The following is a 25345-nucleotide window of genomic DNA, read 5'->3' as shown; positions in this document are numbered from 1 at the left end:
CTCAGTAAATGACGTGCGCAGCGCGCAACTGGGCAATCGTTTCCGCATCGAGGCCGATGCGCCCGGCGAGCACACGGTCGGTGTGCTCGCCGAGCAGCGGCGGCGCCATGGGCGGCGCAAGCGAGCCCTCCTGAAACTTCAGCGGCGACCCCACCAGGTTGATTCGCCCAGCGGTTGGATGATCGATTTCGCAGACCATTTCGCGCGCCGTTGCTTCCTCCGAGGTCAGCGCCTCGAGCACGTTCTGCACGAGCCCCGCAGGCACGCCCGCCGCACGGAACAGCGGCAGCCATTCATGACGCGAGCGGGTACAGAAACGCCCGGACATGATCTCGTCGAGCGCCTCCCGGTTCGCGCGGCGCCCGTCGTTATCGATAAAGCGCGGGTCGTGCGCGAGTTCAGGCAGACCGAGAACATCGGCGCTAAAGCGCGCGAACTGTGCATCACTGCCCACATGGAACATCAACGGACCATCCTCGGCGTGATAGAGGCCCTGCGGGATGATGTCCGCGTGACTGTTGCCGTAGCGACCGGGCGGCGTTTTCAGCAGCAACGCGTTGGCGGCAACCGAAACGTGATTGGCAAGCGTGCAATCGAACAACGCGATGTCGATCGCCTCACCGTGGCCATTGCGCAGACGCCGTACGAACGCCGCCAGAATTGCCTGAGTCGCGTACATGCCAGCGGTGATGTCGCAAATCGGCACCCCGGCTTTCGACGCTTCGCCGTCCGGCTCGCCGGTAATCGACATGAGACCGCTTTCGGCCTGAATCACCGAGTCGTAACCGGGACGCGCAGCGCTTGGACCAGTGCGGCCATAGCCGCTCACCGAACAGTAGATCAGCCGCGGATTCTCAGCCTTGAGCGCCTCGTAGCCGAGTCCGTATCGCTCAAGCGTGCCGAGCATGTAGTTCTCGACCAGAATATCGCTCTCACGCGCCAGTTCCTTGATCAGCGCGGCGCCTTCCGGCTTCGAGAAGTCGATCGCGATTGACTGCTTGCTGCGATTGATCGCCAGGTAGTAGGTACGCTCGCCGCCGTGAATCGCGGTACCCCAATGGCGTGTCTGATCGCCGCCCTTCGGATGCTCGACCTTCGTCACTTCCGCGCCGAGATCCGCAAGCATCATCGCGCAGAACGGAGCGGCAAGTACGCGTGAAAGATCGAGGACGCGCACACCCTTCAATGGCGGTTCGTGCTGACCAAGTGCCGGCAGGCCAGGTGCTGCGGCATGAGTCGCGCGGGGAATTTCGCTCATCGCTGCGCCTCGCCTTCTTGCGCAAACGCATTCGGCCCGGCTGCGAGCCCAAACTCACGCAGCACCTCTTCGGTATGCTGGCCGAGCGTCGGGGGCGGACGGCGAATCAGCGTGGGTGTCTCCGACATGCCGATCGGGTTCGAGACCACCTTGAAGCGTCCTGCGTGCGGATGATCGAGCTCCGCCACCAGATCGCGCTGCACACGAGGATCTTCGAATACCTCCTCGAAATTGAGCACCGGCGAGAACATCGCTTGTGCCTCCAGCAGCTTTTCGTTCCAGTGCACGAGTGGCATTTTGGCGAACGCGGCCGCGAGCCCGGAATCAACAATTTCACGATGCTCCAAACGCCCCTCTTTCGTGCTGAGTCGTTCGTCCGCCAGCAGCTCGTCCGCCCCAACTGCAGATGCGAGGACGCGCCAGAACTTGTCCGTGTGTGCGATCACCATGATATGGCGCCCGTCCGAGGTCGCGTACGTGTTGTACGGCACGATCTGCCAATGCGCGTTGCCGATGCGCCCTGGAGTCTCGCCAGTCGCGAAGTAATAGGCGTCGCGTGGAATCATGCTGAAGATCGTCGCGTCGATCATGGAAAGATCCACGCGCTGCCCCCGGCCGGTGTGGTGGCGCGCCTCGATGGCGGCAAGCACGCCGATAGTCGAAAGCAGTGGCGTGATGAGGTCGGAATATGGCATGCCCGTCTTGAGCGGCCCAGTCTGCTCATCGCCAGTCAGTTGCATGATGCCCGACATCGCCTGCACCACGGGATCCATGCCGGGGCGAATGCTGTCCGACCCTGTGCGCCCGAATGCGGAAGTCGAGCAATAAATCAGACGCGGGTTGTGTTCCGAGAGTTTCTCGTAGCTGATGCCGAGTTTTTCGGCGACGCCGGGCCGGAAATTCTCGACGACGATATCCACCTGCGCTGCCATTTTCTGGGCAAGGCGCTGGCCATCCTCGGTCGCAAGATCGATCACGACGCTGCGCTTGTTGCGGTTCAGCGTCAGGAAATACACGGCGTCCTTGCCAAGGAAGGTCTCGCCCGTAAGGCGCATCGTGTCGCCTTGAGGTGGTTCCACCTTGATTACATCCGCACCGAAGTCACCGAGCAGCATGGTGCCGAACGGGCCATTCATCATTTGCGTGAAATCGAGGACCTTGAGGCCCTCAAGTGCACTCTTCATTGTTGCTCCTCCTGTCTTTGCGCCGCCTTGCCGTGCGCAGGTTAGTCGCCGGATCCGAGATCGATTAGTCTATTTTTAACAACATCATTGGATCAACCTTTGAACATTGCCAAATACTGCATTGCGATCGGCGTGCTGTCAAGAACCGGCAATTCCCGCTTCAGTTCTGGCTACTCGTGGCAGCGGTCAGTCCCGAGATAGCGCTCGATAGTCGTCTCCTCAATCGGCAACCCGCCGGGGTCCGCCATCTGACTCGACGCCCAGATATAGAGCAGCCAGGAGCCAGCGCCGCGCGCCGCAGCCTGAGAGGCCGGCCAGAATTTGCGTTCAACCCAGCGCACGAATCGCATGCGGGCGTTAGTCCCTGTCTTGCGCATCGCCTTCCTCCTCCTGATGAGCGTCGAGTCAGGTCCGCCGTACTTGAATGCCCATACACGGGCCGAGACGCGCAGGGGGAATCACCTGCCATGAACCATCTGCGTGACGGAAAAAACGCATCGACAACGTCTCGATCCCTCGCGCCACATCAATGCGTACGCAGCGCTGCGCGCCGGCCCGCTCACGGACGACCGAGGCATGCACTCCCGCTTGCCCGAACCATTTGTCGACGATCCCATGCAGGGAATCCATTCGGCTTTTCATCGCGACTCTCCTCTCCTGAGATTCTCATTATTGGTCCGATGACCAAATATTAGTGGTCAGAAGACCAATAAATCAAGGGCACGACGACCAGGCTTTACACCTAGAGTGGATCCTATTTCATTGAAAAAACCCGCGTCAGGCTGGGGCCATGGAAAAGTGCGTATAATTGGTCAGCAGTGACTTTCACCCCTGAATTTATGTGGTCGCATGACCAATTATGATGAAAGCTTTGACTATTGCGCTCGATTGCGCAGACGAAAAGGACAAGAAGGGAGCACAGCGTGGGCGGCGCGAAACCCGCGTGCCTGAGATTCTTGAGGCGGCGATACGTGTGTTCGCAAACGAAGGCAACGCAGGCTTCACGCAACGACGCGTAGCCGCTGCCGCCGAGGTGCGACTCGCGACCTTGCAGCACTACTTCGGCAGTCGCGACTCTCTTTTGCTGGCAACCATCGACGAACTCGCGAAGCGTTATTTGAGCCGCTTCAGGCAAGTTGCCGAGGATTCGACACAATCGGCGGAAGCGCGGCTCGAAGCGCTTCTCGACGAGACCTTCGATGTCCTCACCGGCGCCGGAAATGTGGTAAGTCCATTCGCGCTCGAGGTATGGTGCCTCGCAGAGCATCACGAGACGGTGCGGGAGAGGAACGAACAGGTAAGCGGCGAGTTTCAGACGCTTTTCGGCAAACTTGTCGCCCAGATGAACCCAAATCTCAGCAACAGTGAATGCCAGATCCGAGGTGCACTCATCTACTCCCACTGGCAGGGCTTGATCGTGTTCTTGCGGCGTGCAGGACGCAATACGCCGAACCTCCCCGCGTTTCAGCGCGCAACCCGAGTGGTCTGGAAGGCGCTCAGCACGGCACCGGCTTAGCCTGCGATGCAATATCGGCAGCCTGCGGGGGCAGCGGGGCATGATTGACGATCTTGACAGTGCCTGCAGGCGTGCCTTGATGCGTGGCTCGACCAGTACAACAATGAACGGGAGCATCAGGGACGGTGGTGTTACGGCAAGACGCCGATGCACACCTTTCTTGATTCGCTGGAACTCCCCAAGGAGAAACTCATTCCTCATTGATCGCCTCCTCTCTATCGGCCTGACTACCTGTCAGATCGAGTCCCGGCTAATACATGTAAGTGACGCGGGTTTCCGCGGAAAACGTGGAACGCAACCGTGCGAGTAAGATAATCCAGAGGATTTTTAGCGGAGCGGAAACGGCGTAGTGAGCTGGCCAGGGGCACGGCGAACGAGCCGTTTCCGCTCCGCTAAAAATTCGTTGAGCTAAGCCGCTCCGCTGCCGGTGGCTATGGGAATTGAATCGGTGCGGCGCCGGTTGTGAGCGTCGAATGCGGGAAGTGAAGCGAGGGCAAGAAAGAATCCGGATGCACGATTGGGCAGGCACGTCCAAGCATGATGGCCTGCAGGCCGCTTGGGTGGCAAGAGCGAGGTACGTTGTGACTGCAGGGGACATGCGTACCACGCGGCCCCGTACGTTGTGCCGGGTTCGCCCCCCAGGAAGCGTGCACGATCATGCTTCATTGCGGGATGGCGGCGCCCGCGCCGGCGCGCCAGGCAGGAGGTATTCGACGCAAACCATGTGACCGTGTTTGCAAACCGGGCAGTCGCGCAGTGACCGGCCGGTCAGCTGTGCAAAGTGGTCGCGGTAGTCCGGTGCGGATGTCACCCGGGTTTCGGCGGGCGGCGCGCCGAGCAAACGGCGACATGCGGCGAGGCTGGCCTCGCGCAGCCGGTTGCTGAGCAGTCCATAGTGGCGAATTCGTTGCAATCCGTGTGGCAGCACGTGCAGGAGGAAGCGGCGCAGGAACTCATGGGCGTCCAGACGCATTACGCGCGGATGGCCTGGTTGGCGATAGTCCTTCCAGCGAAACGTGACATGCCGATCGCTCTGACTGATGAGGCGGTTGTTGGAGATCGCGACGCGGTGTGTGTAGCGGCCGAGATAATCGAGCACCTGCTGCGGACCGCCAAACGGCTCCTTGGCATAGACAACCCACTCGGTTTGACGCGGGCCAGACAGATAGCGGGCAAACTCGCACGGCTCAGACAGGTGGACCAGTGACGCGAAGAAACGCAGTGCCCCGATGTCAAAGGCATGTTGCAATCGCTCGAGGAACAGCCGGCGGAACAGACGCGAGAGCACCCGAACCGGCAGGAAGAATCCAGGCCGGCAAGCCACCCAGCGCGTGCCGTCGGCGGCAAGGCCACCGCCCGGGATCACGCAGTGCACATGCGGATGGTGGACCAGATTCTGTCCCCAGGTGTGCAGCAACGCGATGAATCCGATCGTGGCCCCAAGGTGGCGGCGGTCCGCAGCTATGGTCTGCAGCGTTTCGGCGGTTGCCTGGAACAGGATGTCGTAGACAACCCGCTTGTTCTGGAATGCAATGGCCGCGATCTCTTGCGGAACGGTGAAGACGACGTGGAAGTAAGGCACGGGCAGCAGGTCCGCCTGGCGGTGCTCGAGCCATTGTGCCCGGGCGAGCGACTGGCACTTCGGGCAGTGCCGGTTGCCGCACGAGTTGTAGGCGATGCGCTGATGTCCGCAGGCGTCGCACTGCTCAACATGACCACCCAGAGCCGCCGTTCGGCATTGCTCGATGGCGCGCATGACGCGACGCTGCTCGCGGTCGAGCGAGTCGGCGTGCAGATGCCGGTATGCCGGGCCGTGGCGTCGCAGGACGTCCGCCAACTCCAGCGGGGCCTTCATGGCGGTTCAGACGTGATCAACCCGTGGTTCAGGTAAAGCCTGCGGCGACCTTGACGGTAGGCGGTCAAACGGGCTGGTCGTCGCGCAGATCGTGCTGGTTGCGACCTTCAGATAGCGCGCCGTTGTGGCCAGGCTGCGATGGCCCATCAGCAACTGGATCAGGCGCACATCCGTGCCGGATTCGAGCAGGTGCGTTGCAAACGCATGGCGCCTATCTCTTGATAGAGATAGGCGCCACACGCACGCGACGCACGCACTCGGCCGCGGCGCGGAGCTGACCACCGTGCGCGACAACCTGCGTCACGCTTCCGTCTCAACGACTTCGATCTATCTGCACAGCGACGAGGTCAAGCGCGCGCGACAGATCGCTGAGGCCTTCACCAAAGCGAAGTGAGCTGCAGGTCGCCCATATGCGGCCGCCCATGGACCGCGGGCAAACGGGCGCCGAATTCACTACGACCGTCACATGTGTGACAGTCCCTTAAAACGCTTGAGTGCCGCGCGGTAGCCCGAGTTGCGCTGCGCCACACCGGCAGCTCAGCTTCCACAGCAGTCGGTCCCATCCCTATGCATCGGTCGGCTTGTGTTGGCGGCAAGCTCACAACTAGTGAGACAATCACCACATTGACGGCGCAAAGGACTCGTCACGATGGTCTACATGTTCGCGGAGGCAAACGGAAAGCTGACGAGAACAACCCTCTTGGCTGTCACGCCAGAAGGAACTCAGGTAGGCGGCTGCGGCACCTTGTAGAGACCTACTGCGGGCTATGACGCGAACGCATCCCCTTTATACCGAAATCGCCGCCAAGGGCCGTCCTGAGAGATAGACACCGAATGAAACAGACAAACAACATAACCCTGCCTGAAGGCGACTATCGCAACACACTCGGCGACGTGGTCGTACTGCTCGAGCAGGGTCGACAGGCTGCGGCACGCAGCGTCAATACCCTGATGACGGCTACGTATTGGCAGATCGGCCGTCGCATCGTTGAATCCGAGCAGGCTGGCGAGAATCGCGCGGCGTATGGGCACGCGCTCCTGCAGCGCTTGTCCGCCGACCTCACCAAAAGGTTCGGACGCGGCTTCGGGGTCGACAACCTCGAGCTGATGCGTCTGCTCTTCCAGAACTATCCTCCTGCCGTGATTTCCGAATCAGTGATTCGGAAATCTGCCGTGCCTGTGCCAGCGGGAAAATCCGAATCACCGATTCGGAACTTCTCGCTCCAGCAACTGGCTGAAGCCTTTCCGCTTTCCTGGACGCACTACGTCAACCTGCTGCGACGCACGCGTTCGCCTGAGGAGCGACGTTTTTACGAAGCCGAGGCGTTGCGCGGCGGTTGGAGCGTGCGCCAGCTGGGTCGGCAAATTGGCAGCCAGTTCTATACTCGCACACTGATGTCTCAAAACAAGCGCGCGATGCTCGAAAAGGGTAGCATCGCGCAGCCCGGCGACCCAGTCACGCCCGAGGAAGCGATCAAGGATCCCTACGTTCTCGAATTCCTCGACCTCAAAGACGAATATTCGGAGACGCAGCTCGAGGAGGCCCTGATCCACCGCCTTGAGGATTTCTTGCTTGAGCTCGGCAGCGACTTCGCATTTGTGGGCCGCCAGCGGCGCCTGCGAATCGGTGACAGTTGGTTTCGCGTCGACCTGCTGTTTTTTCACCGGCGCTTGCGATGCCTCGTCATCATCGACCTCAAGCTAACTGAACTGAATCACGCGGATGTGGGCCAGATGCACATGTACTGCAACTACGCGAAGGAACAGTGGACGCTTCCGGGCGAAAATCCACCCGTAGGTCTAATACTTTGTGCTCGAACCAATGCTGCGGTCGCACGATATGCGCTTGAGGGCCTACCGAATAAGGTGCTCGCTGCCGAGTATCATATGGTCCTTCCAGACGAAGAACTCCTTGCCCAAGAGTTGGCCCGAACACGCCGCGAATGGGAGGCCCGGCACGTCGCCCCCCCGAACTCTGAAGGGATTGACGACGAAAAGTGATCGCGTTGCGCAATGTATCGTCGAGCGCAGCATGACCAGCCGTTCGACCTTGAAAGCTGCCGTTGATACCGCGATAAGTTCGGCCTCTGCAACGGGGCGACGCCCCGTTCGCTTTCGCAGCGAGCCGACGTTCCTGCTTCCGGGTGTTCGTTGATCACGAACGCTGCGGGCATCACACGCCCCGACTATCTGCAATCGGCGTGATCCCGAGCGGCAGTTGCACCGCCCGGAACTACGCCGATTCGTCCGTCTGCTTGACCGCTCCGACTTAGGGCTGATCCTCGCCACTTCCATCGTCGCGCCAGCTATCGTCGGCCGTCGCGTCTCCACCGCTATCAAGCAACACCAATCCCGCCCGGCCCGCCTTCAGGTAGGACAGCCATCCACGGCATTGCAGTGTGTCGCCGTTGAACATGCGATCACCGTCCGGGTCATAATCACCGGTCATCTGGCTATCGGCCTCGATCGTCCAGGTTGCGACCGCAGTCCAGAGGTCCGCGGTCGGTGGACATGCGTCGGGCAATTCCGGCTCCTCCGAGAAGATGGCATTGCTTCCCGCCATGACGTCCGCCACCTCGTCGGCGTCATAGATGGCCTCGGCCAACGCTTGGCGGGCGTGCGCGTCGTAGAAGTCGGCAATACCGACGAAGACCGGCGTGGGAGCCGCGCTGGCAACCAGTGCTTCGATACATGCCGAGACCATCGCCGTTGCGTTCTGGCTCGGCATGCCCATCTCAATCTGTCGGGCCCGTACCTCGCCCATCGGCCGATGGAGCACGAGGATTTCGGCATCGTCCAGGTGATAGTCGAGCGCTAGATCGGCCTCCTCGACTATCAGCGACGCATGCGTGCCGTAACCGAGGAGCGCGGCAATTACTTCGGAGAGGTGGGAGCGTTTTACTGCCAGTCCCTGCTGAACAAGGTGCTGGCATGCCGCGTACGCGGCCTTACGGACAAGCTGGGTCATCGGAATACTCCGTCACTGTTCGAGCGCTGGACGTTTTGTCGCTGTCGAACAGCCGGTAATCCGGATGAAAGAAAGCGCAGTGTTCCCGGGTACCGCAAATGCCTTTTTCAAGCTGTCCAGAACTTGGGCGGGCGCCTACCGCTAATAATACTCCTAGCTGCCCTTCGCCGCTATTCTGTTGTTGCTGGGTGGAATGTTGGCTCGCGGCTTGAGCTAAGGACTCGCAGGCAATACCCGCTCGTCTTGTAATAGAGCCGATTGGAATCCACTATCCGCCGCGTGAACGCTCCGGGCGCCACTGTCTATGCATTTTGAATAACTGGAGCAAAATCGCACAGCCGCAGTACAACGACTGCTCGTGAATGCAACTCCAATTGGCGTTTCGAAAGTCATTGCGTCGTCAAGGCATCTCCTGCTGCAAGCTCGAAAAATTCTTTTTTGATTGCTGTCAAAAACCGCTCCGAGAGGAGCACTACTAGGTGAGGCGATTATGTTTCTAACAAGCTTGGGCTCCGGGGCGCCCCAGCCTTTCGGCGGTGGAGGTGCTGCAACTCGGGGGCAGGTAGACACGGCAGTTGATGGATTGACGCTACGCGAACACTTGGTCCTAGGGTACTGGGCAGTGAAAATCTGCAGAAAATATCCTGAACTGTCGCCGGACAACGGCGGAGATCTGCTGCAGGATGCTTTTCTGGCGGTAATGGAGGGTCGTCGGCTCTGGCAGCCGGCAAATGTGTCGTTTGTGCCCTTTTTGATAGGGGTGATGCGGAGTCTCGCTCACAGCCACCACAAACATTTGATGGGATCGCATTCCCCGGACATTACCTTCGAACATCAGTTGCCCGCGACCGGCGATGGAACATCTGCAATTGACAGTTTTGCAGCGGCATCACAGGCCTCACCCGAGGATACGGTCAGCGAACAGCAAGAGCATGCCTTTGTGGAGGCTGGAATCGCGATTTTGCGAGCGCAGTTGAAGGAGCAACCAGTATCCCTCGCCATCCTTGACGGTTTGCTGGATGGGAAGGAGAAGAAGGAGATCCGGGAGAGCCTCGGTATCGCCGACAAAGTTTTTTGGTCAGCGGATCGGCGCCTCACCCGCACGATCGAAAATTATCTACGGAGCATTTGATATGAATGACAGCAAGAAAGTCCAGTTCGAGCAAGTTCTTGAACACAGCGTTGCCGACTTCCTCGCAAATGCACCCGACGAGGAACTATCGGCGTTCCTGAAGGAGGAAGGTCTCGACATCGCCACGCTGGCTCAACGGAGTCGCGATGCGCTCGTCCGCGCCCGCATGGCAGCCGCGACCAAAATAGCCACAGACGCATCAACCGATGACGTGAACCCCTTCGCGAGAATCCCGCGACCGGAATATCGGAACCTGGCCGAGACACTGGGCATCAACACCTTGTTCCTCAATCGCATCAGGGACCGCGAGGTGCTGCTGGCCGAATTCCCGACTAAGTTTCTGGATCGGCTTGCCGCCGGGTTGCGTGTGACACTTGACGCGCTCCGACTTTACCTCTCTTTGCCCCCTTCCCCCGCCGTTGGGAACATGTATCGGGCGGAGTCGAAGCCGGAAATGAGCAGCGAAGCGGGTTCTTTTAGGGCGGTGGCAAGCGAGTCGGGACTTTCTGAGGAAGATATCCAGCGCCTTTTCAAATGAATCGGGCGCACGGTGCCTTGAAATCTGAAAAAATTTGCCGGTTTCGGAGCGCTCGAGCGGTTTACTGGGATGGCGCCCGTCAGTGGAGGACATCTTGCCAAAGCCCTTAACACGAAAAAACGCAGACGGCGACGTTTACAAACGCCTTTCGCACATTGATGCCGCCATTGCTCAGTGGGAGACAGTGGACGCGAAAGTGGTCGCAAGTTCGGCGACCAGCACTGACTACCGCTCGAGCGGCTACATCGCTCACGAAACTCTGCTCAATTTGCTGCGCACGGCCGGCAAGGAGCAGAGATCCGGCGATTTCTACGCGCTCTTCGAAGTTTTCATGGCGCGCGCCAGAAGGTTGATACGGCCTTGGCTCGCCCGCTACCCCGTCAACCCCGACGAACTGCTGGAAGAAACCTGCTCGCAGCTCGCCGTCATGCTGGCCGAAGACGCGGCTGACCGGGCCAACGATGAGCTCGACTTCTTCGAGGTCCGCTTCGCGGCCGCCTTACGCTTCTTCGTACTTGATCGCCTCAAAGATAACGAGCATTGGTATTCGAAGCACCAGTCCGAAGAAGATCTGGCCAGCGACTCCGAGCACGTCGAGTTCCCTCACCTGAACGGGAGCCACGATCTGACGGAACCAGAAAAGGCGGCACTCAGTGCCCAGATCAATAGTGCGATTCACAATCTGTCAGACGAGGAACGTACGATTCTTGATCTGCGCTATTTCAAAGGGATGAAGACGAGTTCCAAAGATTTGGATGAGGAAACGATCTCGACGAAGCTCCATCTCAGCGAACGGACTATCCGCAACCGTCTCACGAGTGCTGCTACCAAGCTGTCGAAATTCAAGGAGCGTCAATGAATACCATCAAAACGCCGTCTCCTGTGCTGCGAGAAGTATTAATACAATTTTCCGTTGAACAGGACACTCCGGACCAGCAGCTTCTTGACTCTTATGTCGAGAGATATCCTCAATTTGAGTCACAGTTGAGAAGTCTTGCCTCTCAACTCGTCGACGACAGGTTGGAGGTCTGCGATCAAGAGACCATTAGTTCGAGTGATATTGAGGAAGCGGCGATATCAGTAAGTGCATTTCAAACGCGGTATTTCGAGCGAACCGGTTGCGTTTTCGGAGAGTCACATGAAGATGTCCATACCATCGAAAATAAGTTAATTTCACTTGGGAAGCCAGCATATAAAGGCCTCGCAGTCCGTCTCGGGATAAATACCGTGGTACTCAATCAGCTCCGTGACCGAGAGATTGAACCCGCTACAATTTCTCAACGTTTCAGGAGGCGTCTTGCAACTGAGTTCAACGTGAGTATCGAAGCGATACTGCAATTTCTTAGCTTGCCCTCCGCTGTATCACCAACAGCTAGTTTTAAGGCTGATGACAAGCCACAGAGCACTTCAAAGGAAAGCTTTGAACATGCCTTGATGCACTCTGGACTGAGCGAAGACCAAATCAAGTCTCTTCTCGACTGAGGACAACCATGAGTTCGTTTCGCGGTGCAAGACAGAGGGCAGCGGAGCTGCATACCGAGCTGGTAGCCGAAGGCGTGAACCCTCTTGATACCAAGGCCCTCGTAGAAGCCGCTGCTAAGAAGTTCGAACTTGAAATTGTCCCTCTTCCCGCTGGTCATAAACAGTTGAAGGGAGCAAAGGGCGTACTTGATCCTCAAAGCGGCGATATTTATCTTGAGAAGTCGTCAGCTCCCATTGAGATGGCTGCGGTGGCCGCCCATGAGATTGGTCACGCCTGCCTCCACGTCGAGCACCTCTTTTGCGACGAGGCTGACACCGCCGGCGCGACCGCGCAACCAACCCAGACAGGAGCTAGCAAGGTCGGGGACTATGGTCCGCACGAACGACGGGAACTAGAGGCAAACGTCTTTGCCCGCGAATTGCTTCTACCTCAAGATCTCTGCAGACAGCTGTATCTTAGAGATGGCATGAGCATAGCAAGTATCTGCTCTTCGACCGGACTGCCTGCCAGGCTGGTCAAACAGCAATTACTGGATGCACTACTGCTTCCGCCGAAATCTGGCTCTTCTCGGGGATCTGAGCCAACTGCCGCAGTCGGACTTGACGCGTCGCAACGTGTGGCAGTCCAACACCGTTCAAAGCCTTTCCAACTAATTGCCGGTCCCGGAACCGGCAAGACGCGAACGCTCATTGCCCGCGCCGTCGACCTTGTTGGGGAAGGTGAGCCGCCTGAGTCTATCCTGGTTCTCACCTTTTCAAACAAGGCCGCCGGTGAAATAACGGAGAGACTGCAATCGGCGCTTGGCGAGCAGGCCAGAAGAGTTTGGGTTGGGACCTTTCATACGTTTGGTTTGGACCTGATTCGTCGTTACTACGACCAGTTCAAGCTCCCATCCGATCCGCCTATTTATGACCGCAGCGATTCTATCGATGCACTTGAGGAGCTTCTTCCGGTGCTACCGCTGCAGCACTACTATAGTCTCTCGGACCCTGCGAGAATCCTGAAAGATGTTCTCGTCGCCATTTCAAGAGCCAAGGACGAGCTAATCGACCCACAGGCTTACCGCAAGCTCGGCGAGCAGATGCGAAGCGCTGCTGCGGATTCGAGCGATCCCGCAGCACAGGAGGCCGCGGAGAAAAGCCTGGAAGTAGCCGTCATCTATGACGAATATCAGAAGATGCTGCAGAACCACGGTGCGGTCGACTTCGGCGACCTGGTCATGCGCCCCGCGCAACTTCTTGCGGAAAATGCCGCCGTGCAGCAGCAAGTCCAGGAACGTCATCGACACGTGCTTGTAGACGAGTATCAAGACGTGAATTCCGCGAGCGTGGAAATGCTTAAGGGCATCGTAGGTGATGGCAGCCGCCTGTGGGTCGTCGGAGATCCTCGCCAGTCAATCTACAGGTTCCGTGGCGCGGCCCCAGCCAACATGGCGCACTTCAGCTCCGATTTTGCTGGCGCTGACCAGTCGCAGCTCAAGATCAACTACCGCTCAACGACTGAGATTGTTGAAGCCTTTGTCGGCTTTGCTTCCTCCATGGGTGCATCGAAAGGCACATTGCCACTCTCGCTCAAAGCCAGTGAGGGTAAAAGCAACACACCGCTCTTCTTCACTACCGCACCGACACTCGAAGCTGAAGTTGACAAGATCGCCTCGAACGTTCTTGCGCTGCACGGAGAGGGATTGGGGTATTCACGGCAGGCTGTCCTATGCCGGACAAATGCACGGCTTGCAGCAATCGCGAACGGCCTGGAAGCGCGTGGCATTCCGGTCCTCTACCTCGGCAGCCTCTTTGAACGTAGTGAAATCCGTGACCTGCTGTCCCTGATGAGTCTAGTTGTGGAGAAGTTCGCCGGTGGCTTGATTCGTGTGGCCACCATGGCGCGCTACCGTATGCCGCTTGAGGACGCAACTGCTGTCATCCGGTACGCACAATTCAACGAAACTGCTCCTCTGGAGTGGCTGAAACCAGACGTTTCAATCGAATCGCTGTCCCCGGTGGGGCGGTGTGCGCTCTCCACGTTGCGACAAGACCTAGACGGTCTCGCGCTCGACTCGCCTTGGGAGTTCTTGAGCACCTATCTGTTAGAGAATTCAACTGTCGCGCGCGATCTTGCAGTATCTGACTCAATTCCTGATCGCATGCGAGCCGTCGCCATTTGGCAATTTCTCGACTTCCTCAACCAGCCAGCGAGGAAAAAATCAGGACACCCAATACAGCAATTGTTAGATCGTATCAGGCAACTGGTGCTGATGACCGAAGAGCGCGACCTGCGCGTTGTGCCCGACGAAGCTGCCCATCTCGATGCGGTTCGCCTTCTGACGGTACATGGGAGCAAAGGCCTTGAGTTCGACGTCGTCCACCTTCCCGGACTATCAAAGGCGAGTGTTCCTGCCAACCGACAGGCAGATAGGTGCCCACCACCAGACGGAATGATTGCCGGCTACGAAGGGCTATCGGCAAAAGAGGCACGAGAGGCCTCGCACAACGACGAAGAGGAATGTCTCTTCTTTGTAGCGCTATCCCGCGCTCGCCGACGACTACACCTGTACCGTTCGGAAACACAGAAGACACAGGCTAGAGCAGCCTCACCCTATTTGCAGCGCCTCGGACAACACGTCAAGACGGTGATGGCGGCCCCCTTCACATCTGGGATCGCACCTCCTGCGGTTGAGCAGCCCCGCGTCCGCTGGCCGACCCAGCTAATCGTCAGTCAGGCGTGGCTAAGAGCGTACAGTAATTGTCCCCGGCGATTCTTCTACAGCTACGTTATCGGGATTCAGACCGCCCAAAGAAACAGTGCGTTTGCGCGGACTCATGACTGCATTCACCGTCTGATTGATTGGGTGAGCGAGCGTCCCGAACTTGGCCCGTCCGACGAGGCAACCGTCGCAGCCGAGTTTGAACGTCTTTGGAGCGAACGCGGGCCAACCGGACATGCCTATGCCGCCCGCTACAACGCTCTTGCACATCGGATGGCAAGGCAACTCCTCGCATTTAAGGTTGGCGCCGCCGTATCGGCGGCCAAAGATATCGACGTTCCCTTCCCAAGCTCGGCAACCAGCGTTCGCGTCAAGAGCCACGATGTGATACGGACGGGGACAGGTTCTAGCGTTATCCGCTACGTCTTGACGAAGCGCATCCCGAAATCGGAAGACGACGCACTCGACGCAACCATGCATCATCTAGCAGGACGCAAGCAGTACGGGGCTGGCTACTCTGTCGAAGTCGTATCGTTGACAACTTCGGAACGAAGGATTCTTGAGACTTCGGACAAGAAGCTAAAAACCCGCTCGGAGAATTTCGGGCAAATGCTCAGTTCGATGCGTCAATGCGAATTTCCGGTTTCTCGGGATGAAATGCGTTGCCCCCGTTGCCCACACTTCTTTGTCTGCGACGCCTTTCCAGAGGGGGAGATAGACCCGAAAACACCTTGAAAAAGGGTTTGCCGGTTTTATATACGCTGAGCGGTTTACATAGTAAGGGAGCGCAGTAGCGCACTTCGCACTAGACGGCTCCCACTCTATGGAAAACCACACCATGGCGATCTTTTACCAACGCGCAGGTCAGCGCGAATATCAGGTCCTCGAAGAGGCGGTCAAATTTCAATTCAACGCGCTCAAAGCGGCAATGAGCGGTAATGTCATGGCTGTCGAGGAGACGTTGATCTTTGTCGAAGACGGTGACGAGCCGTTGACGTCCGAGTTGCTTGAGATCGTACTGCTCGAAGGCAAACACCACAAGCTGCATGCCCATCACTGCCGCCACGTCGAAGTCACCGTGAACTACGACATGCACACGGCGCATCACCAGTTTTCACCTTCGACAACAGTCGGCAAGGTTTTGCGCTGGGCGGAAGACAAGTTCAAGATCGCCGAGACCGAAAAGGGCCATCTGCAGTTGCAGTTGGTCGGCACCAGCGATCGCCCGGTGTTGACTACGCATCTCGGTGCACTCACGCACGACCGTAATTGTTCGGTCGCGTTCGATCTGCTGGCCAGCCATCGCATTCAAGGCTGAGTTGACGGAGGTCCACGTGATCACGCTCGATGAAAAGGCGTTTCGCGGCGACCTGCTGAAGGCGCCCTTCATGCTCGGAGAGCTTGAAGGGCGTTGGAAGCTCGTTTCGCTCGAATGGCCGATCGCTCTCGTTGATGTAACCGCGCGGGACGGACTGAAGTACCGCTTGCGGTTCGATCTTCGCAACTATCCCGCCTCTGCGCCTACGGCACGTCTGTGGAGCCTAAACGGGAATGTTGCGCTCGCTCATGCTCTTTTTCCACGAAGCCGCCTTGGAGGCGGACGCATCCAAGATGTTTTCCGCACCGACTGGATGCAAGGCCAAGCGCTTTACCTTCCCTGTGATCGCACTGCGTTGGCCGGACACGAGTCTTGGTTGCAGCAGATGCCGTCAAAGCAATGGCAACCCTCAGTAGGCGTTACACATTACCTGGAACTTGTTCATGAGCTTCTCAATTGCCCGGATTATTCGCCGCCTGCTAGCGCCTGACCACCGTCTTTCGTGCCCTAGCCACCTTTGGGAACGGCTTCTCGATGAACTGCGTGCGCGGGGAGGCGGCCATCGCGAGAGCGGAGCATTTTTGTTGGGATCAGAAGATCGCGGCCGCAGACATATCACTCACTACGTTCTTTACGATGACCTCGACCCGCACAGCCTCGATACGGGAATCGTGACGTTCGACGGTCAACATTATGGAAAACTCTGGGCAATCTGCCGGGAGCGCCAGGAAAGTGTCGTGGCCGACGTACATGTACATCCCGGTTCGTCGCACCAGAGCCAGTCCGACCGTAACCATCCAATGCTTTCCGTCGCTGGCCACCTGTCGTTGATCTTGCCGGATTTCGCACGCGCGCCAGTGAGGCGCGATGACATCGGCATTTACGAATACCGCCACGACGGAGACTGGAACACAGTAAGCGGTCGTGAGCGGGAGCGCTATTTCTATATCGGATGGTGAAAGCAATGATTGATATCGGACCCGAAACGCTTGACCGGACCATCAAGCAACTGGTCGACAGCGGTGAAGCTTCCATCGAAGAAGCATACGCCATTTTCGCCGGATACAAGCTCATCATCGACGTCGACCCTAGCCATCTCGAACGCGTAGACGTGCAAATTGCACTAATCACGCTCGTGAATCTCGCCTCGCGCATTTTTCATGGTGGTGTGTATGTCGACGGATTGGAAGCAAGGCCTCTACACTTACCGTTGCCCTTGGGCGCAACGATCGCGAATGCTGTAATCGCATGCGGCGGCAAGATGGATGGAGTCCCTGAGGACGCTCCGCGCATAACCGTCGGGAGCACGTGTGAGTACCGCGGTCGTTTTCATATCCGTACGTTATTTGACGGCTGGCGCGCCGGCATCGTTCCAGCGGACTATGCAGATCCACTCTCAGATGTCATACGACCGCCTGCAATGCCCTTGGCACCAGTTCTTGCGGCGTCCCTCGCGATCGCCGAAGCCTTTGAGTATGTCAGAACTGGGACTTCTACTGCGGGGCATTTCCCTAGCGGAATGTCGCTCTGGTCGCCGCACGAACTTAATTGGCTAACTGTACCAGACAACGCGCCAAACCTCGCGGTCCTGCCAGAGAAGCTATGGCTGATTGGCCTTGGGCATGTTGGTCAGGCGTATCTATGGTGTCTCGGCCTGCTTCCCTACGAGCCATCGGCAGCCCTGCAGCTTGTCCTACAAGACACTGATACGGTTGGCCCGTCGACCCCAAGCACATCAATGTTGTCGGCTGCCTCAATGGTCGGCCACCGCAAGACCCGCGAGATGAGCGCGTGGGCCGAACGCAGAGGATTTCGGACATCGATTATCGAACGGCTCTTCGATGATGGATTCTCCATTACCCACACCGACCCGTCTGTTGCATTGTGCGGTCTCGATAACCTTCCGGGCCGACGCGCGCTCGACAAAGTTGGATTCGGTCTCGTTATTGAAACTGGATTGGGGAGCCGATACGACGATTTCCGTAGCCTGCGCCTGCACACGTTACCTTGCCGGCGTACAGGGGACGACATCTGGACCGACATGTTGCCGGAAAAGACTGAAGAAGTCCCGAGTGAATACGAGCGACTCAGACACTCTGGCGTGCTCGATCAGTGCGGCATGACGACGCTAGCAGGGAAAGCTGTGGGCGCGGCGTTTGTCGGCTGCACCGCCGCGACGCTGGCCGTTTCCGAATTGCTACGGTTTCTTCATGGCGGGCAGCTGCATGAAACGATCGACCTAGATTTGCGCGGGCTAGATCATCGCCGTGTCGCGACGAACCCATCGTTTCTGTCAACGTTCAACCCAGGCTTTGTCTACGCCAAACAACCCGATCATTGATGCGAGATAGCAACGGCAAAAGCGAGCAAAGGGGAGCCGCGCATACCGCCATCCCTTCCCTTTGCGAAGATAGGTGGGCGGCACTCGCGAATCAGTGGCTAGACAAAAAAGGCCACGAAAACGACCAGAATGTCGACCGTAGTCATTCGCCTCGTCCTTTGTGAGCCTAACAGGTTGCTGAAATACTTCCCGCGACAGGCGCACAAAAATTTGCCGACCGCATAGGAAGCCGTACACGCTGCTCGCGCGACTTGGCTAAGGGGTAGGCCACCCCCGAAAACGACTTACGAGCACCTCAGAAAACGGTATTTCAGCAACCTGCTAAGCTTAGTCAATCGGCCCAAGATCCATCAGCGTCCGTCGGAACGCGCCAGTTTTGGTCCCCATCAAGATCCGACAAATCGTCAGCAATCGCCACCAAATCAGCAGGCAGCGTTTCCCGACTTCGGAATGCCTGCATGCGGTATTCCCCGGTCGAGCGCGTTACTGTAACTCCTGCCGGAACGGGAAGTTCGCGCGTCAGTTCAACAGCGCCGACCGCCAGTTGCGCCTTAATCCAGCCGATCATCTCGTTGCGTAACCGCACACGTTGCCGATAGAACGCCTCGCCGAACGGAGCGCCGATGTCGGGGAGCTTCGTAAGTGTGACGTACTCACGGGGGTTGACTTTATCGCCATCGCGCCTCGGCATCACCTCCGACAGCCGCACAAGGTAGCCCTCTTGCGAGGAGCGCAGCAAAACGTTGAAGACACGGTTTCTGCCGGAGATCTGCTGAAAGACGCGCCACGTCAAGACTCGAGAGTATGTCAGCTCCTTGGAGGCTTGCGCGGCAGAGTCCACGGTTTGGACAAACTTATTCATGTCTTTTTCCATTTTCCTATGCTGACGCACTGCAAGCTGCAAGGTCGATGCCCCGCGCGCCCAGGAAGCTCACTAATTCATCCCATGAGCCGGCAACTCGAGGAAACACACTCTCGGGTATCGCTGGGCGTTCGATGATGGTCGTCCCACCGGAGTAAATCAGCATTAGGTGCATCGCTCTGCTAATCCCCGCATTCTGAAAATCGGATGCTTCCTCCTGCAAATATTTCAGCGCGACCGGTCCAGTTGGGATGACCAGCGCAGGGAGGTCTTCGTCTGGGTCCTCAACCGAGTATCCGGGAACCGAATGACGCTCAACGATCTCGCGGTAGTCACCGACCTCTGCACCCGAGCCAATTTCAAGCATGTGAAAGGCTCTTTGCGGCGTCTCAAGCTCGAACTTCGATGAGCAGACTTTATAGACACCTACGTCACGATCCATGCTTGATTTGTTGAGAATAAAAAGCAAGAAGCTTACGCGCTCGCCCTCCTTCTTCTTGGCTTTCGAGTATCCATGCTTGATGTGCCGGACTACGCGCCTCGCGACTTCATCCGGCTCTGAGAACAGATTGGCCGTCAGCGTCGGAACACACACGCGCCTCAGCCAATCGATGACTTCAAAGGCGATCCGGATAGTGCCGGAAAATGCGATTACCAGGCCATCGCACAAGATGTGAATTTTCTTCAGCGCGTCGACGTATTGAGTGGGCCTGCTCGGGTCCTCCCATTTCAGCGTGACTTGGACATCTGCGAGGACCGGGCACAAAATGCGTGGCGTCCGCCAACCACCCAAGTCATGCTCCACTCTCCGAAATTGTTGCTATGTGCAGTGCCATATTCGCTTTCCTAGTCAGCGTGGGATGTTGTTCCTTATCCGAGCCACAGCCGCGACAAACTGATGCTCCGGTGTGGTTGGTTTGGCCATTAGCTAAGGCCCCATATGGCCGCAAGCACCGCATTGGAAATATCCGATGCTCGCAGCCTGCGCCGAATTGAGCCTTTTCGGTTCTCGGCACTTCGGGCACGGAGGACATGTTAGCATTTCGAAGGCCATCTTGTTTTTCACTTTAAAACACTTTAACCGAGACACACTGCGGCAACGGATGAATCGTCGCTCCGATCGCGGGCTCGAATCAGACAGGTTGCGTCCACTTGCCAAGCCCGTCGAACCGCAGCTTGGCGATGCGCCCTTCCTACGCCAGGGTGGCACGCCGTATCTGGAATTCCACCATATCGTTCAGCTCGCAGATGGGGGCGAAGACACGGCGGAGAATGCGGTCGCCGCCGGCCAAAACTGCCATCACCAAGCGCACTCTTGCGCCCCCGCGCAGGAATTGCCGTCCGGCCCGCAGGCTAGTTCTCAAGCTCGAATTTATGCTCCTTCAGTTTGAATCCCGGGTGATAAAGCACAACGAGTCCTTCAACGAAGGTTCTGCAATCCGCAATAACGGCGTCGGCTTCGTCGACATTGCAGAATTCGCCCGCGTGCGCCACGGCGTTGCGCTTGAAGTTGATCCGCTCCATGACGGCAACCAGTGGCGCCAGATCCTTTGCCTTGGGACTGCCCTTATACAGGGGCTTTAAAAGACGGCTCACCTTGCCTTGCAGGCCATTTGCCCACACGAGCATGGAGCCAACAAAGTCCGCATCGAACTTGCTGCGTGCTTCGAACTCGTTCCGGATAGCCAGATTGGCGGCAATTTCAGCGGCGGCGGCCGCCCGCATGACGACCGCGGACCATTCCTTCCGATGATGCAATCCCGACAGCTTCCGCCACTGCTTCCCCAGCTTTTCAAGATCATCGAGATCTTGGTACGACTTCTTCGTTGCCATCGTCAGCTCATCGTTTCCATAGATGTTTTTGCATTCCCGCCGCCTGCAGCTACTGTGCGAGCGCGTCGGCAAACTCTTCCCAAAAGGCAATCGCCGCGCGGCCGTACCCCTGAAGATCGCCGAGCGTCAGGTACAGGTCTTCGCCCGACATGGGGTGATAGACACGATGCTGACAGGCATGCCGGATTGGGTTCGCTGCGCTGGCCCCACGGTCCATTTCGAAGAGTTCCGGCCGCACTCCCCTGAGCCGGTCGGCCGACTCGCCGTCGGCATGCTTTACCGTGTTCGCCACCAGTTTCAGCTCTTCGAGGCTCGACCATGTAGACAGCCGGGTGACGTCCAGCCCTTCGTCCATCAGCCGCTTTCTCAGGATCTTCACCTGCAGGAGCCGGTTGTCGTTTTTCTCACGCGGTCTCAGCACCTCCTTACGATGGAAGCCGATGAGCTGCTCTTCCCACGTATGGAATAGCAGTGGCGCAAACGCGTTGATAAGCGACTGTCTGACCGCCTCCATCCCCGAGTAATGATCGTAACCCGCCTGGAATGCGGCGTCAGCCAGCATGGACTCGTCCGTCATGTCGGGATCAACCGGCATCGCCATCAAGTCCTCATAGGTTTTTTCCCGCACCGCGGTCGCTTCCGCCTCGATCCCGTCGAACGTCGGGATCAGCCGCTTCTCAAGTACCTGCAACGTTCGCTCCAGGTGAGGCTTGAACATGCGCTCGAAGTAGCCGCGCCAGAACAGGGCATTGTGCATCGGGGTGTCTCTCCATGTCGTAGCGACAGTCGCGTGCGCATCTAGAGCTCGGGTAACAATTGCGGCTCGTAGGGGGCACCGTCGTCCGGCGGCGGTGCCAGATTCAAGTGATGCTCCCAAAAGGCGAGCGCTCGATCGGCGGGATCCAGTGTCGTCACGAAGCGTGCGGCCATCTCCGTCACACCAGCATTCTTTCGACTTCCTGTAGGACCTGCAAGCGCACGTAGATCTCTCCCACGAGGTTAATCTGATGTGCGTGCTGTAGGTGATTGAATTCGTTAGCTACGATGCGCAAATTTTGCTGCGACGTCTGCAGGTTTATCCCGTGCCGCTGCACTGCTTTTCCTACCTAAGTTGTCTCGGCTTACCGATGCACTTTGAACAGGTTCGGAAGAAGGCTTTCAGTTCCGCACGTCACGGGGTCTTCCGCTCCGCTCACGGACAGCACGCACCATTTGCTGAGGTTAGCGGCTACGAAGGAGAGCACGACTTCTCGGATCTTGAGGCTGTGCTGGTTGAGTTGGATGCAGGCAACGTCACGCGACTCGCACCGTTCATGTTCTGGACCCAGCGTGATCCGCGCGGCGAAAATTCAGTGGCTCTTTTCGACTCATTCGATGGAAAGAACACTGGCTACCGCACTGTTGAAGGCGGAGCCCATCTTTCGGTGGACTCACAGCACGAGCTTAGCGAACTCTTCGACAAATGCAACGAATTCTGGAGCGCCGATCCAGTCGGTAGTAGCCCCGTATGCACTGAAGCGAAATTCAAGGTGACGACAAGATGACTGTGCGTGTAGGTGACCTCGCTCTTCGCCAGTCAATATCGACGACGAAGTCGTAGAGCGAGCCTCTCGGATTGGCAAGCCTAATCAGAATTGGCGGCACACGCGCGTTCTTGCAAAAAGCCACCGATTTAGCTTTGTGATAGAAATCTGGTATGTTTATCGGCCTTACACCTTAAATACACAAAAAATCATGACTACCTCGAATGACAAGCCGGCGCCACGGCCAAATCCGCAGCCGGTCTACCGTGCTCCGATACAAGATGGCTTCACCCGGACGCCCCCCAAAAATACCCCACCGCCCAAACCAGTGCAGAAATAGCAAACACCAAGGGACTGGCAACGGCCAGTTCCCTGATTCTATTCATTCTATTTGACAACTCGCCATTCCGTTTTGCCGCTTGGTCGATTCGATCTTGTAAACCTTGGATCTCCGATTCCCGCAGTTGGTTCAAGGTCAGTTCAGGAGCTTCCAGATTCCTAGGCTCGTTGTAAATCTGCGGCATCGGAGCGATCATCAAACACTCCTTGACGCATCGATAGCAAAGCCAAGTTAGCCAGGCCGTGAAGGCCACCGCACCGAAAGCAAACCAGCTCCAGCTATGCGAATCCAGCGCCTTTCCTGCGTATGCGAGACCGCCCGCCGCGCCAGCAAGCAACACCGTCAGGGTTGTCGCCGCCTCCTTGGCGATGATGTCCGCAGTCGCATGGTGTGCCTTTAAATTCTCGATCGCGAGCTTTTCAATCCAGTCGATCCGTTCCTTCAGTTCTTTATCGTCGGTCATACCGGTCGGTCTGTCGGTTAATCATAATCGGCCTCCTCTACGGGTCCTCGAAGACCATTGCGCGCCATATTGCTATGCGACTGGCGATCTACGAGGAACCAGCCGACGTAGCAACGGCCGTCCGCAACAGGTTGGCGATGCGTCTCTTCAAGTTGGGGTTGCAGTCGAGTATTCCCCAATGGAAAAAGCATTGTGCCACACGAGGTCTACGGCCCTGCGGAGACGTCCGGCGCGCCAAAAGATGGCGGAACGCGCAGCAGGTAAGCACCGCGTAGCATGGGCAAGCGGAAATCGTCCGACGCGCTTTCGGCGATTTCTTCGAGAATCGCATTCGCCGAACGGCTTATTAGGCCGACGTCCCAGTTGGCGGCGCGCACGTCGGTTCGCGCAGATGCCCGGGCACGGCAATAGCGCGTGGCTTGGCTGACAGCGATGCGCAGCCGCTCGGCACGACGTAGACCGCCCACCCGCTGTTCATCCGCAGATTTGCTCCGAGGCGCGAGTTCCGCTAGGTTTCATTCACCAGTGTGTCGAATATGTGCCATCGTCCGTTTTGCTGTAGCGCACAGCAGCGCCGACCAGGTAGTCTTTTTCATTCTTTTCTTGTGAGAGTTTCCTTCTGCGCCATGATAACTCTTCGGTAATGAATACCGAACGGGCAGAATCAGACGTGTACGCCTCAGAAGCATTGCGAAGCGTGAGCATCTTCAACATCTGCGCTGCCAATCGCATCCCGGCTGGCCGAGTCAGAGTCGCACACCAAACTTGCGTTTTTGGCACGAAAAAAACCGCTCGCGTGGGCGAGACAGCTAGGCAAGCGAAAAAATCATCACGGTCAAACCAGGCGCAACGTCCAACTGGATAGTTCGATGTGAAGAATGGCCGGGACGGCTCGGTACGCAGTTCGACCCACTGCCGGTCCAAAATGGCGCGCGCGTGCTCTTTGCTGCCCCCACCCACATAGGCCGCAGCTGCAAGTGCTCCCGTACTTTTCAATTTCTTTAGAATTCCCGCGATCGGTCCAAAGCTCCCCCGCTCTGCCTTGTGCTCCTGCTCTAGCTTCGCTGCGATCCCGTCGATCACTACGGCAGAAAGATGCATCTGCTCCATCACCATAGGATTTCGCCCCTCTAGCGCAACCAAATAATGTGCGAATGCGCTTCGTTCAGCAGCACTCAGTTGGCCTATACTATCCACCCGGATCTTTTGAAGGATTTCACTACCCGGAGTATCTAAGCGTGCCGTCATGATGGATGTTTCGAATTCGCGCGTCACGGTTGAATCCGATAGGGTGTAGAGATCGTGCGCTGATGCTGACAATTCGATCGATCTTCCAGTTTTGAATTCCACCTTGTTGGTCGCAGATATCCACTTATACCGATGAATTTTGTTCCCGCTTGAATCCACCGACCATGCCTTTAGGAAGTGCTGCGGGACATAATGATGATTGTGGGGCACATTGCTCGATGATGGGTCTGCCTTCTTGTGGGTGTGGTTGTTTTCATGTTTCATAGTCTTATGCAGATTGTTTTTGTGTCGCCGAAAATGTAGCCTCAATATACCGGATTCGAGAAGCTCGGTCCGGACGACTGCAACGGGTCCGGCGATCCACCACTGATCAAAGAATGAAGGGGGTTTCATCTGCCCGCGCTCTCATCCATGAACGACCGAAGTTGAAAAATCTGAAGGTCAGCTTCGGGTCGCACTGAGCCGTCCGTCCGCGGCAAGTCGCCGGCTCGACCATACAAAGCGCATAAGTTAGTAGTCGGCCACCGAAGAAAGATTCGACGGTGGCAGCGTGATCGTTGGCAATCTGCTTGCTATCGAACTTCAGTACCGTCGCAAGCAGACGATGACCAGGTGGAGCTAGAAGCTACGGTTACCCACCCTTTCAGTTCCGCCTGCGTACCGGTGGCAACAGATCGGCTCGATGTGTGAAACTGTTCGCCACGCGAATCTTGACACTACAGATCGCATGTCAACGAGACCACGGGAGCGCCGGGACCGCGGCAAGTGTCCGTCATCGC

At 57.6% G+C, this 25345-nt stretch carries 26 protein-coding genes and 2 pseudogenes; 15 read left to right on the top strand and 13 right to left on the bottom strand.

The window, feature by feature from the left end; genetic code table 11:
- Position 1: 1 nt before the first annotated feature.
- From P5W99_RS36755 to P5W99_RS36740, 4 genes are all read right to left on the bottom strand, one after another.
- On the bottom strand, positions 2-1258 hold the full coding sequence (locus tag P5W99_RS36755) for a CaiB/BaiF CoA transferase family protein (protein ID WP_434668072.1): 1257 nt from the start codon (positions 1256-1258) through the stop codon (positions 2-4).
- On the bottom strand, positions 1255-2442 hold the full coding sequence (locus tag P5W99_RS36750; protein WP_434668069.1) for a CaiB/BaiF CoA transferase family protein: 1188 nt from the start codon (positions 2440-2442) through the stop codon (positions 1255-1257). Before P5W99_RS36750 ends, P5W99_RS36755 begins: the two co-directional genes overlap by 4 nt.
- Before the next feature lie 170 nt (positions 2443-2612).
- On the bottom strand, positions 2613-2819 hold the full coding sequence (locus P5W99_RS36745) for a hypothetical protein (protein ID WP_434668066.1): 207 nt from the start codon (positions 2817-2819) through the stop codon (positions 2613-2615).
- A 28-nt stretch (positions 2820-2847) separates the two neighbouring features.
- On the bottom strand, positions 2848-3084 hold the full coding sequence (locus tag P5W99_RS36740; RefSeq protein WP_434668064.1) for a hypothetical protein: 237 nt from the start codon (positions 3082-3084) through the stop codon (positions 2848-2850).
- A 217-nt stretch (positions 3085-3301) separates the two neighbouring features.
- Between P5W99_RS36740 and P5W99_RS36735 the strand changes: the two genes are divergently transcribed.
- Both P5W99_RS36735 and P5W99_RS36730 read left to right on the top strand, forming a co-directional pair.
- Positions 3302-3958: a TetR/AcrR family transcriptional regulator gene (locus tag P5W99_RS36735; RefSeq protein WP_434668061.1), complete on the top strand. Its 657-nt coding sequence runs from the start codon at positions 3302-3304 to the stop codon at positions 3956-3958.
- A gap of 96 nt (positions 3959-4054) precedes the next feature.
- Positions 4055-4162 (top strand): annotated as a pseudogene (locus P5W99_RS36730) (IS481 family transposase); the annotation flags it as partial.
- A gap of 451 nt (positions 4163-4613) precedes the next feature.
- Here P5W99_RS36730 and P5W99_RS36725 read toward each other — a convergent pair.
- Both P5W99_RS36725 and P5W99_RS36720 read right to left on the bottom strand, forming a co-directional pair.
- Positions 4614-5813 (bottom strand): IS91 family transposase, encoded by a 1200-nt coding sequence (locus P5W99_RS36725; protein ID WP_434668058.1) that lies wholly within the window; start codon positions 5811-5813, stop codon positions 4614-4616.
- A gap of 6 nt (positions 5814-5819) precedes the next feature.
- Positions 5820-5981, bottom strand: coding sequence for a hypothetical protein (locus tag P5W99_RS36720; RefSeq protein ID WP_434668056.1), 162 nt, complete (start codon positions 5979-5981; stop codon positions 5820-5822).
- Between the two features lie 64 nt (positions 5982-6045).
- Between P5W99_RS36720 and P5W99_RS36715 the strand changes: the two are divergent.
- Together P5W99_RS36715 and P5W99_RS36710 are read left to right on the top strand one after the other, a co-directional pair.
- Positions 6046-6207 (top strand): annotated as a pseudogene (locus tag P5W99_RS36715) (tyrosine-type recombinase/integrase); the annotation flags it as partial.
- A gap of 440 nt (positions 6208-6647) precedes the next feature.
- The gene (locus P5W99_RS36710; RefSeq protein ID WP_434668053.1) at positions 6648-7814 is read left to right on the top strand and encodes a PDDEXK nuclease domain-containing protein; all 1167 of its coding nucleotides are present in this window, start codon (positions 6648-6650) and stop codon (positions 7812-7814) included.
- A gap of 268 nt (positions 7815-8082) precedes the next feature.
- Here the strand turns inward: P5W99_RS36710 and P5W99_RS36705 are convergent, their stop codons facing one another.
- On the bottom strand, positions 8083-8781 hold the full coding sequence (locus tag P5W99_RS36705; RefSeq protein ID WP_434668050.1) for a hypothetical protein: 699 nt from the start codon (positions 8779-8781) through the stop codon (positions 8083-8085).
- Between the two features lie 622 nt (positions 8782-9403).
- Here P5W99_RS36705 and P5W99_RS36700 point away from each other — a divergent pair.
- From P5W99_RS36700 to P5W99_RS36660, 9 genes are all read left to right on the top strand, one after another.
- Positions 9404-9913, top strand: a complete 510-nt coding sequence (locus tag P5W99_RS36700) for an RNA polymerase sigma factor (protein WP_434668047.1) — start codon at positions 9404-9406, stop codon at positions 9911-9913.
- 1 nt (position 9914) lies between these two features.
- Complete coding sequence (locus P5W99_RS36695) at positions 9915-10451, top strand: hypothetical protein (protein ID WP_434668044.1); 537 nt, start codon at positions 9915-9917, stop codon at positions 10449-10451.
- Positions 10452-10533: 82 nt separating this feature from the next.
- The gene (locus tag P5W99_RS36690; protein WP_434668041.1) at positions 10534-11310 is read left to right on the top strand and encodes a sigma-70 family RNA polymerase sigma factor; all 777 of its coding nucleotides are present in this window, start codon (positions 10534-10536) and stop codon (positions 11308-11310) included.
- Positions 11307-11933 carry a hypothetical protein gene (locus P5W99_RS36685; RefSeq protein ID WP_434668039.1) on the top strand — a complete coding sequence of 209 codons (627 nt, stop codon included), beginning with the start codon at positions 11307-11309 and terminating at the stop codon, positions 11931-11933. The genes P5W99_RS36690 and P5W99_RS36685 overlap by 4 nt, the downstream gene beginning before the upstream one ends.
- Positions 11934-12007: 74 nt before the next feature.
- A complete protein-coding gene (locus P5W99_RS36680; RefSeq protein WP_434668036.1) occupies positions 12008-15373 on the top strand; it encodes a UvrD-helicase domain-containing protein in 3366 nt (1121 codons plus the stop codon).
- Between the two features lie 103 nt (positions 15374-15476).
- Complete coding sequence (locus tag P5W99_RS36675; RefSeq protein ID WP_434668033.1) at positions 15477-15956, top strand: hypothetical protein; 480 nt, start codon at positions 15477-15479, stop codon at positions 15954-15956.
- A 16-nt stretch (positions 15957-15972) separates the two neighbouring features.
- Positions 15973-16446, top strand: coding sequence for a DUF7665 family protein (locus P5W99_RS36670; protein ID WP_434668030.1), 474 nt, complete (start codon positions 15973-15975; stop codon positions 16444-16446).
- Entirely contained in the window at positions 16400-16915 is a 516-nt protein-coding gene (locus tag P5W99_RS36665; protein ID WP_434668027.1) for a hypothetical protein, read from the top strand. The genes P5W99_RS36670 and P5W99_RS36665 overlap by 47 nt, the downstream gene beginning before the upstream one ends.
- A 5-nt stretch (positions 16916-16920) precedes the next feature.
- Positions 16921-18297, top strand: a complete 1377-nt coding sequence (locus tag P5W99_RS36660) for a hypothetical protein (protein WP_434668025.1) — start codon at positions 16921-16923, stop codon at positions 18295-18297.
- A gap of 331 nt (positions 18298-18628) precedes the next feature.
- Here the strand turns inward: P5W99_RS36660 and P5W99_RS36655 are convergent, their stop codons facing one another.
- Both P5W99_RS36655 and P5W99_RS36650 read right to left on the bottom strand, forming a co-directional pair.
- A complete protein-coding gene (locus P5W99_RS36655) occupies positions 18629-19159 on the bottom strand; it encodes a hypothetical protein (RefSeq protein WP_434668023.1) in 531 nt (176 codons plus the stop codon).
- A 16-nt stretch (positions 19160-19175) separates the two neighbouring features.
- Positions 19176-19964, bottom strand: coding sequence for a hypothetical protein (locus P5W99_RS36650; protein ID WP_434668021.1), 789 nt, complete (start codon positions 19962-19964; stop codon positions 19176-19178).
- Positions 19965-20130: 166 nt separating this feature from the next.
- Between P5W99_RS36650 and P5W99_RS36645 the strand changes: the two genes are divergently transcribed.
- Positions 20131-20550 carry an HNH endonuclease gene (locus tag P5W99_RS36645; RefSeq protein WP_434668019.1) on the top strand — a complete coding sequence of 140 codons (420 nt, stop codon included), beginning with the start codon at positions 20131-20133 and terminating at the stop codon, positions 20548-20550.
- Here P5W99_RS36645 and P5W99_RS36640 read toward each other — a convergent pair.
- Both P5W99_RS36640 and P5W99_RS36635 read right to left on the bottom strand, forming a co-directional pair.
- Positions 20513-20992 (bottom strand): hypothetical protein, encoded by a 480-nt coding sequence (locus P5W99_RS36640; RefSeq protein ID WP_434668016.1) that lies wholly within the window; start codon positions 20990-20992, stop codon positions 20513-20515. The two genes, P5W99_RS36645 and P5W99_RS36640, sit on opposite strands and share 38 nt — an antisense overlap.
- Positions 20993-21041: 49 nt before the next feature.
- On the bottom strand, positions 21042-21749 hold the full coding sequence (locus P5W99_RS36635; protein WP_434668014.1) for a hypothetical protein: 708 nt from the start codon (positions 21747-21749) through the stop codon (positions 21042-21044).
- 265 nt (positions 21750-22014) lie between these two features.
- On the opposite strand from P5W99_RS36635, the gene P5W99_RS36630 reads away from it, so the two are divergent.
- The gene (locus P5W99_RS36630; protein WP_434668011.1) at positions 22015-22536 is read left to right on the top strand and encodes a hypothetical protein; all 522 of its coding nucleotides are present in this window, start codon (positions 22015-22017) and stop codon (positions 22534-22536) included.
- Between the two features lie 266 nt (positions 22537-22802).
- Here P5W99_RS36630 and P5W99_RS36625 read toward each other — a convergent pair whose 3' ends face one another.
- On the bottom strand, positions 22803-23318 hold the full coding sequence (locus P5W99_RS36625) for a hypothetical protein (protein ID WP_434668008.1): 516 nt from the start codon (positions 23316-23318) through the stop codon (positions 22803-22805).
- A gap of 519 nt (positions 23319-23837) precedes the next feature.
- Positions 23838-24830: a DUF4238 domain-containing protein gene (locus P5W99_RS36620; RefSeq protein ID WP_434668005.1), complete on the bottom strand. Its 993-nt coding sequence runs from the start codon at positions 24828-24830 to the stop codon at positions 23838-23840.
- Positions 24831-25345: the final 515 nt, after the last annotated feature.

The organism is Paraburkholderia sp. A3BS-1L, from assembly GCF_051125215.1.
In the GTDB taxonomy this organism is placed as follows: Bacteria; Pseudomonadota; Gammaproteobacteria; order Burkholderiales; family Burkholderiaceae; genus Paraburkholderia.
Note: the sequence above shows the minus strand (reverse complement) of the source record. Positions and strands in the feature narration are given on the sequence as shown.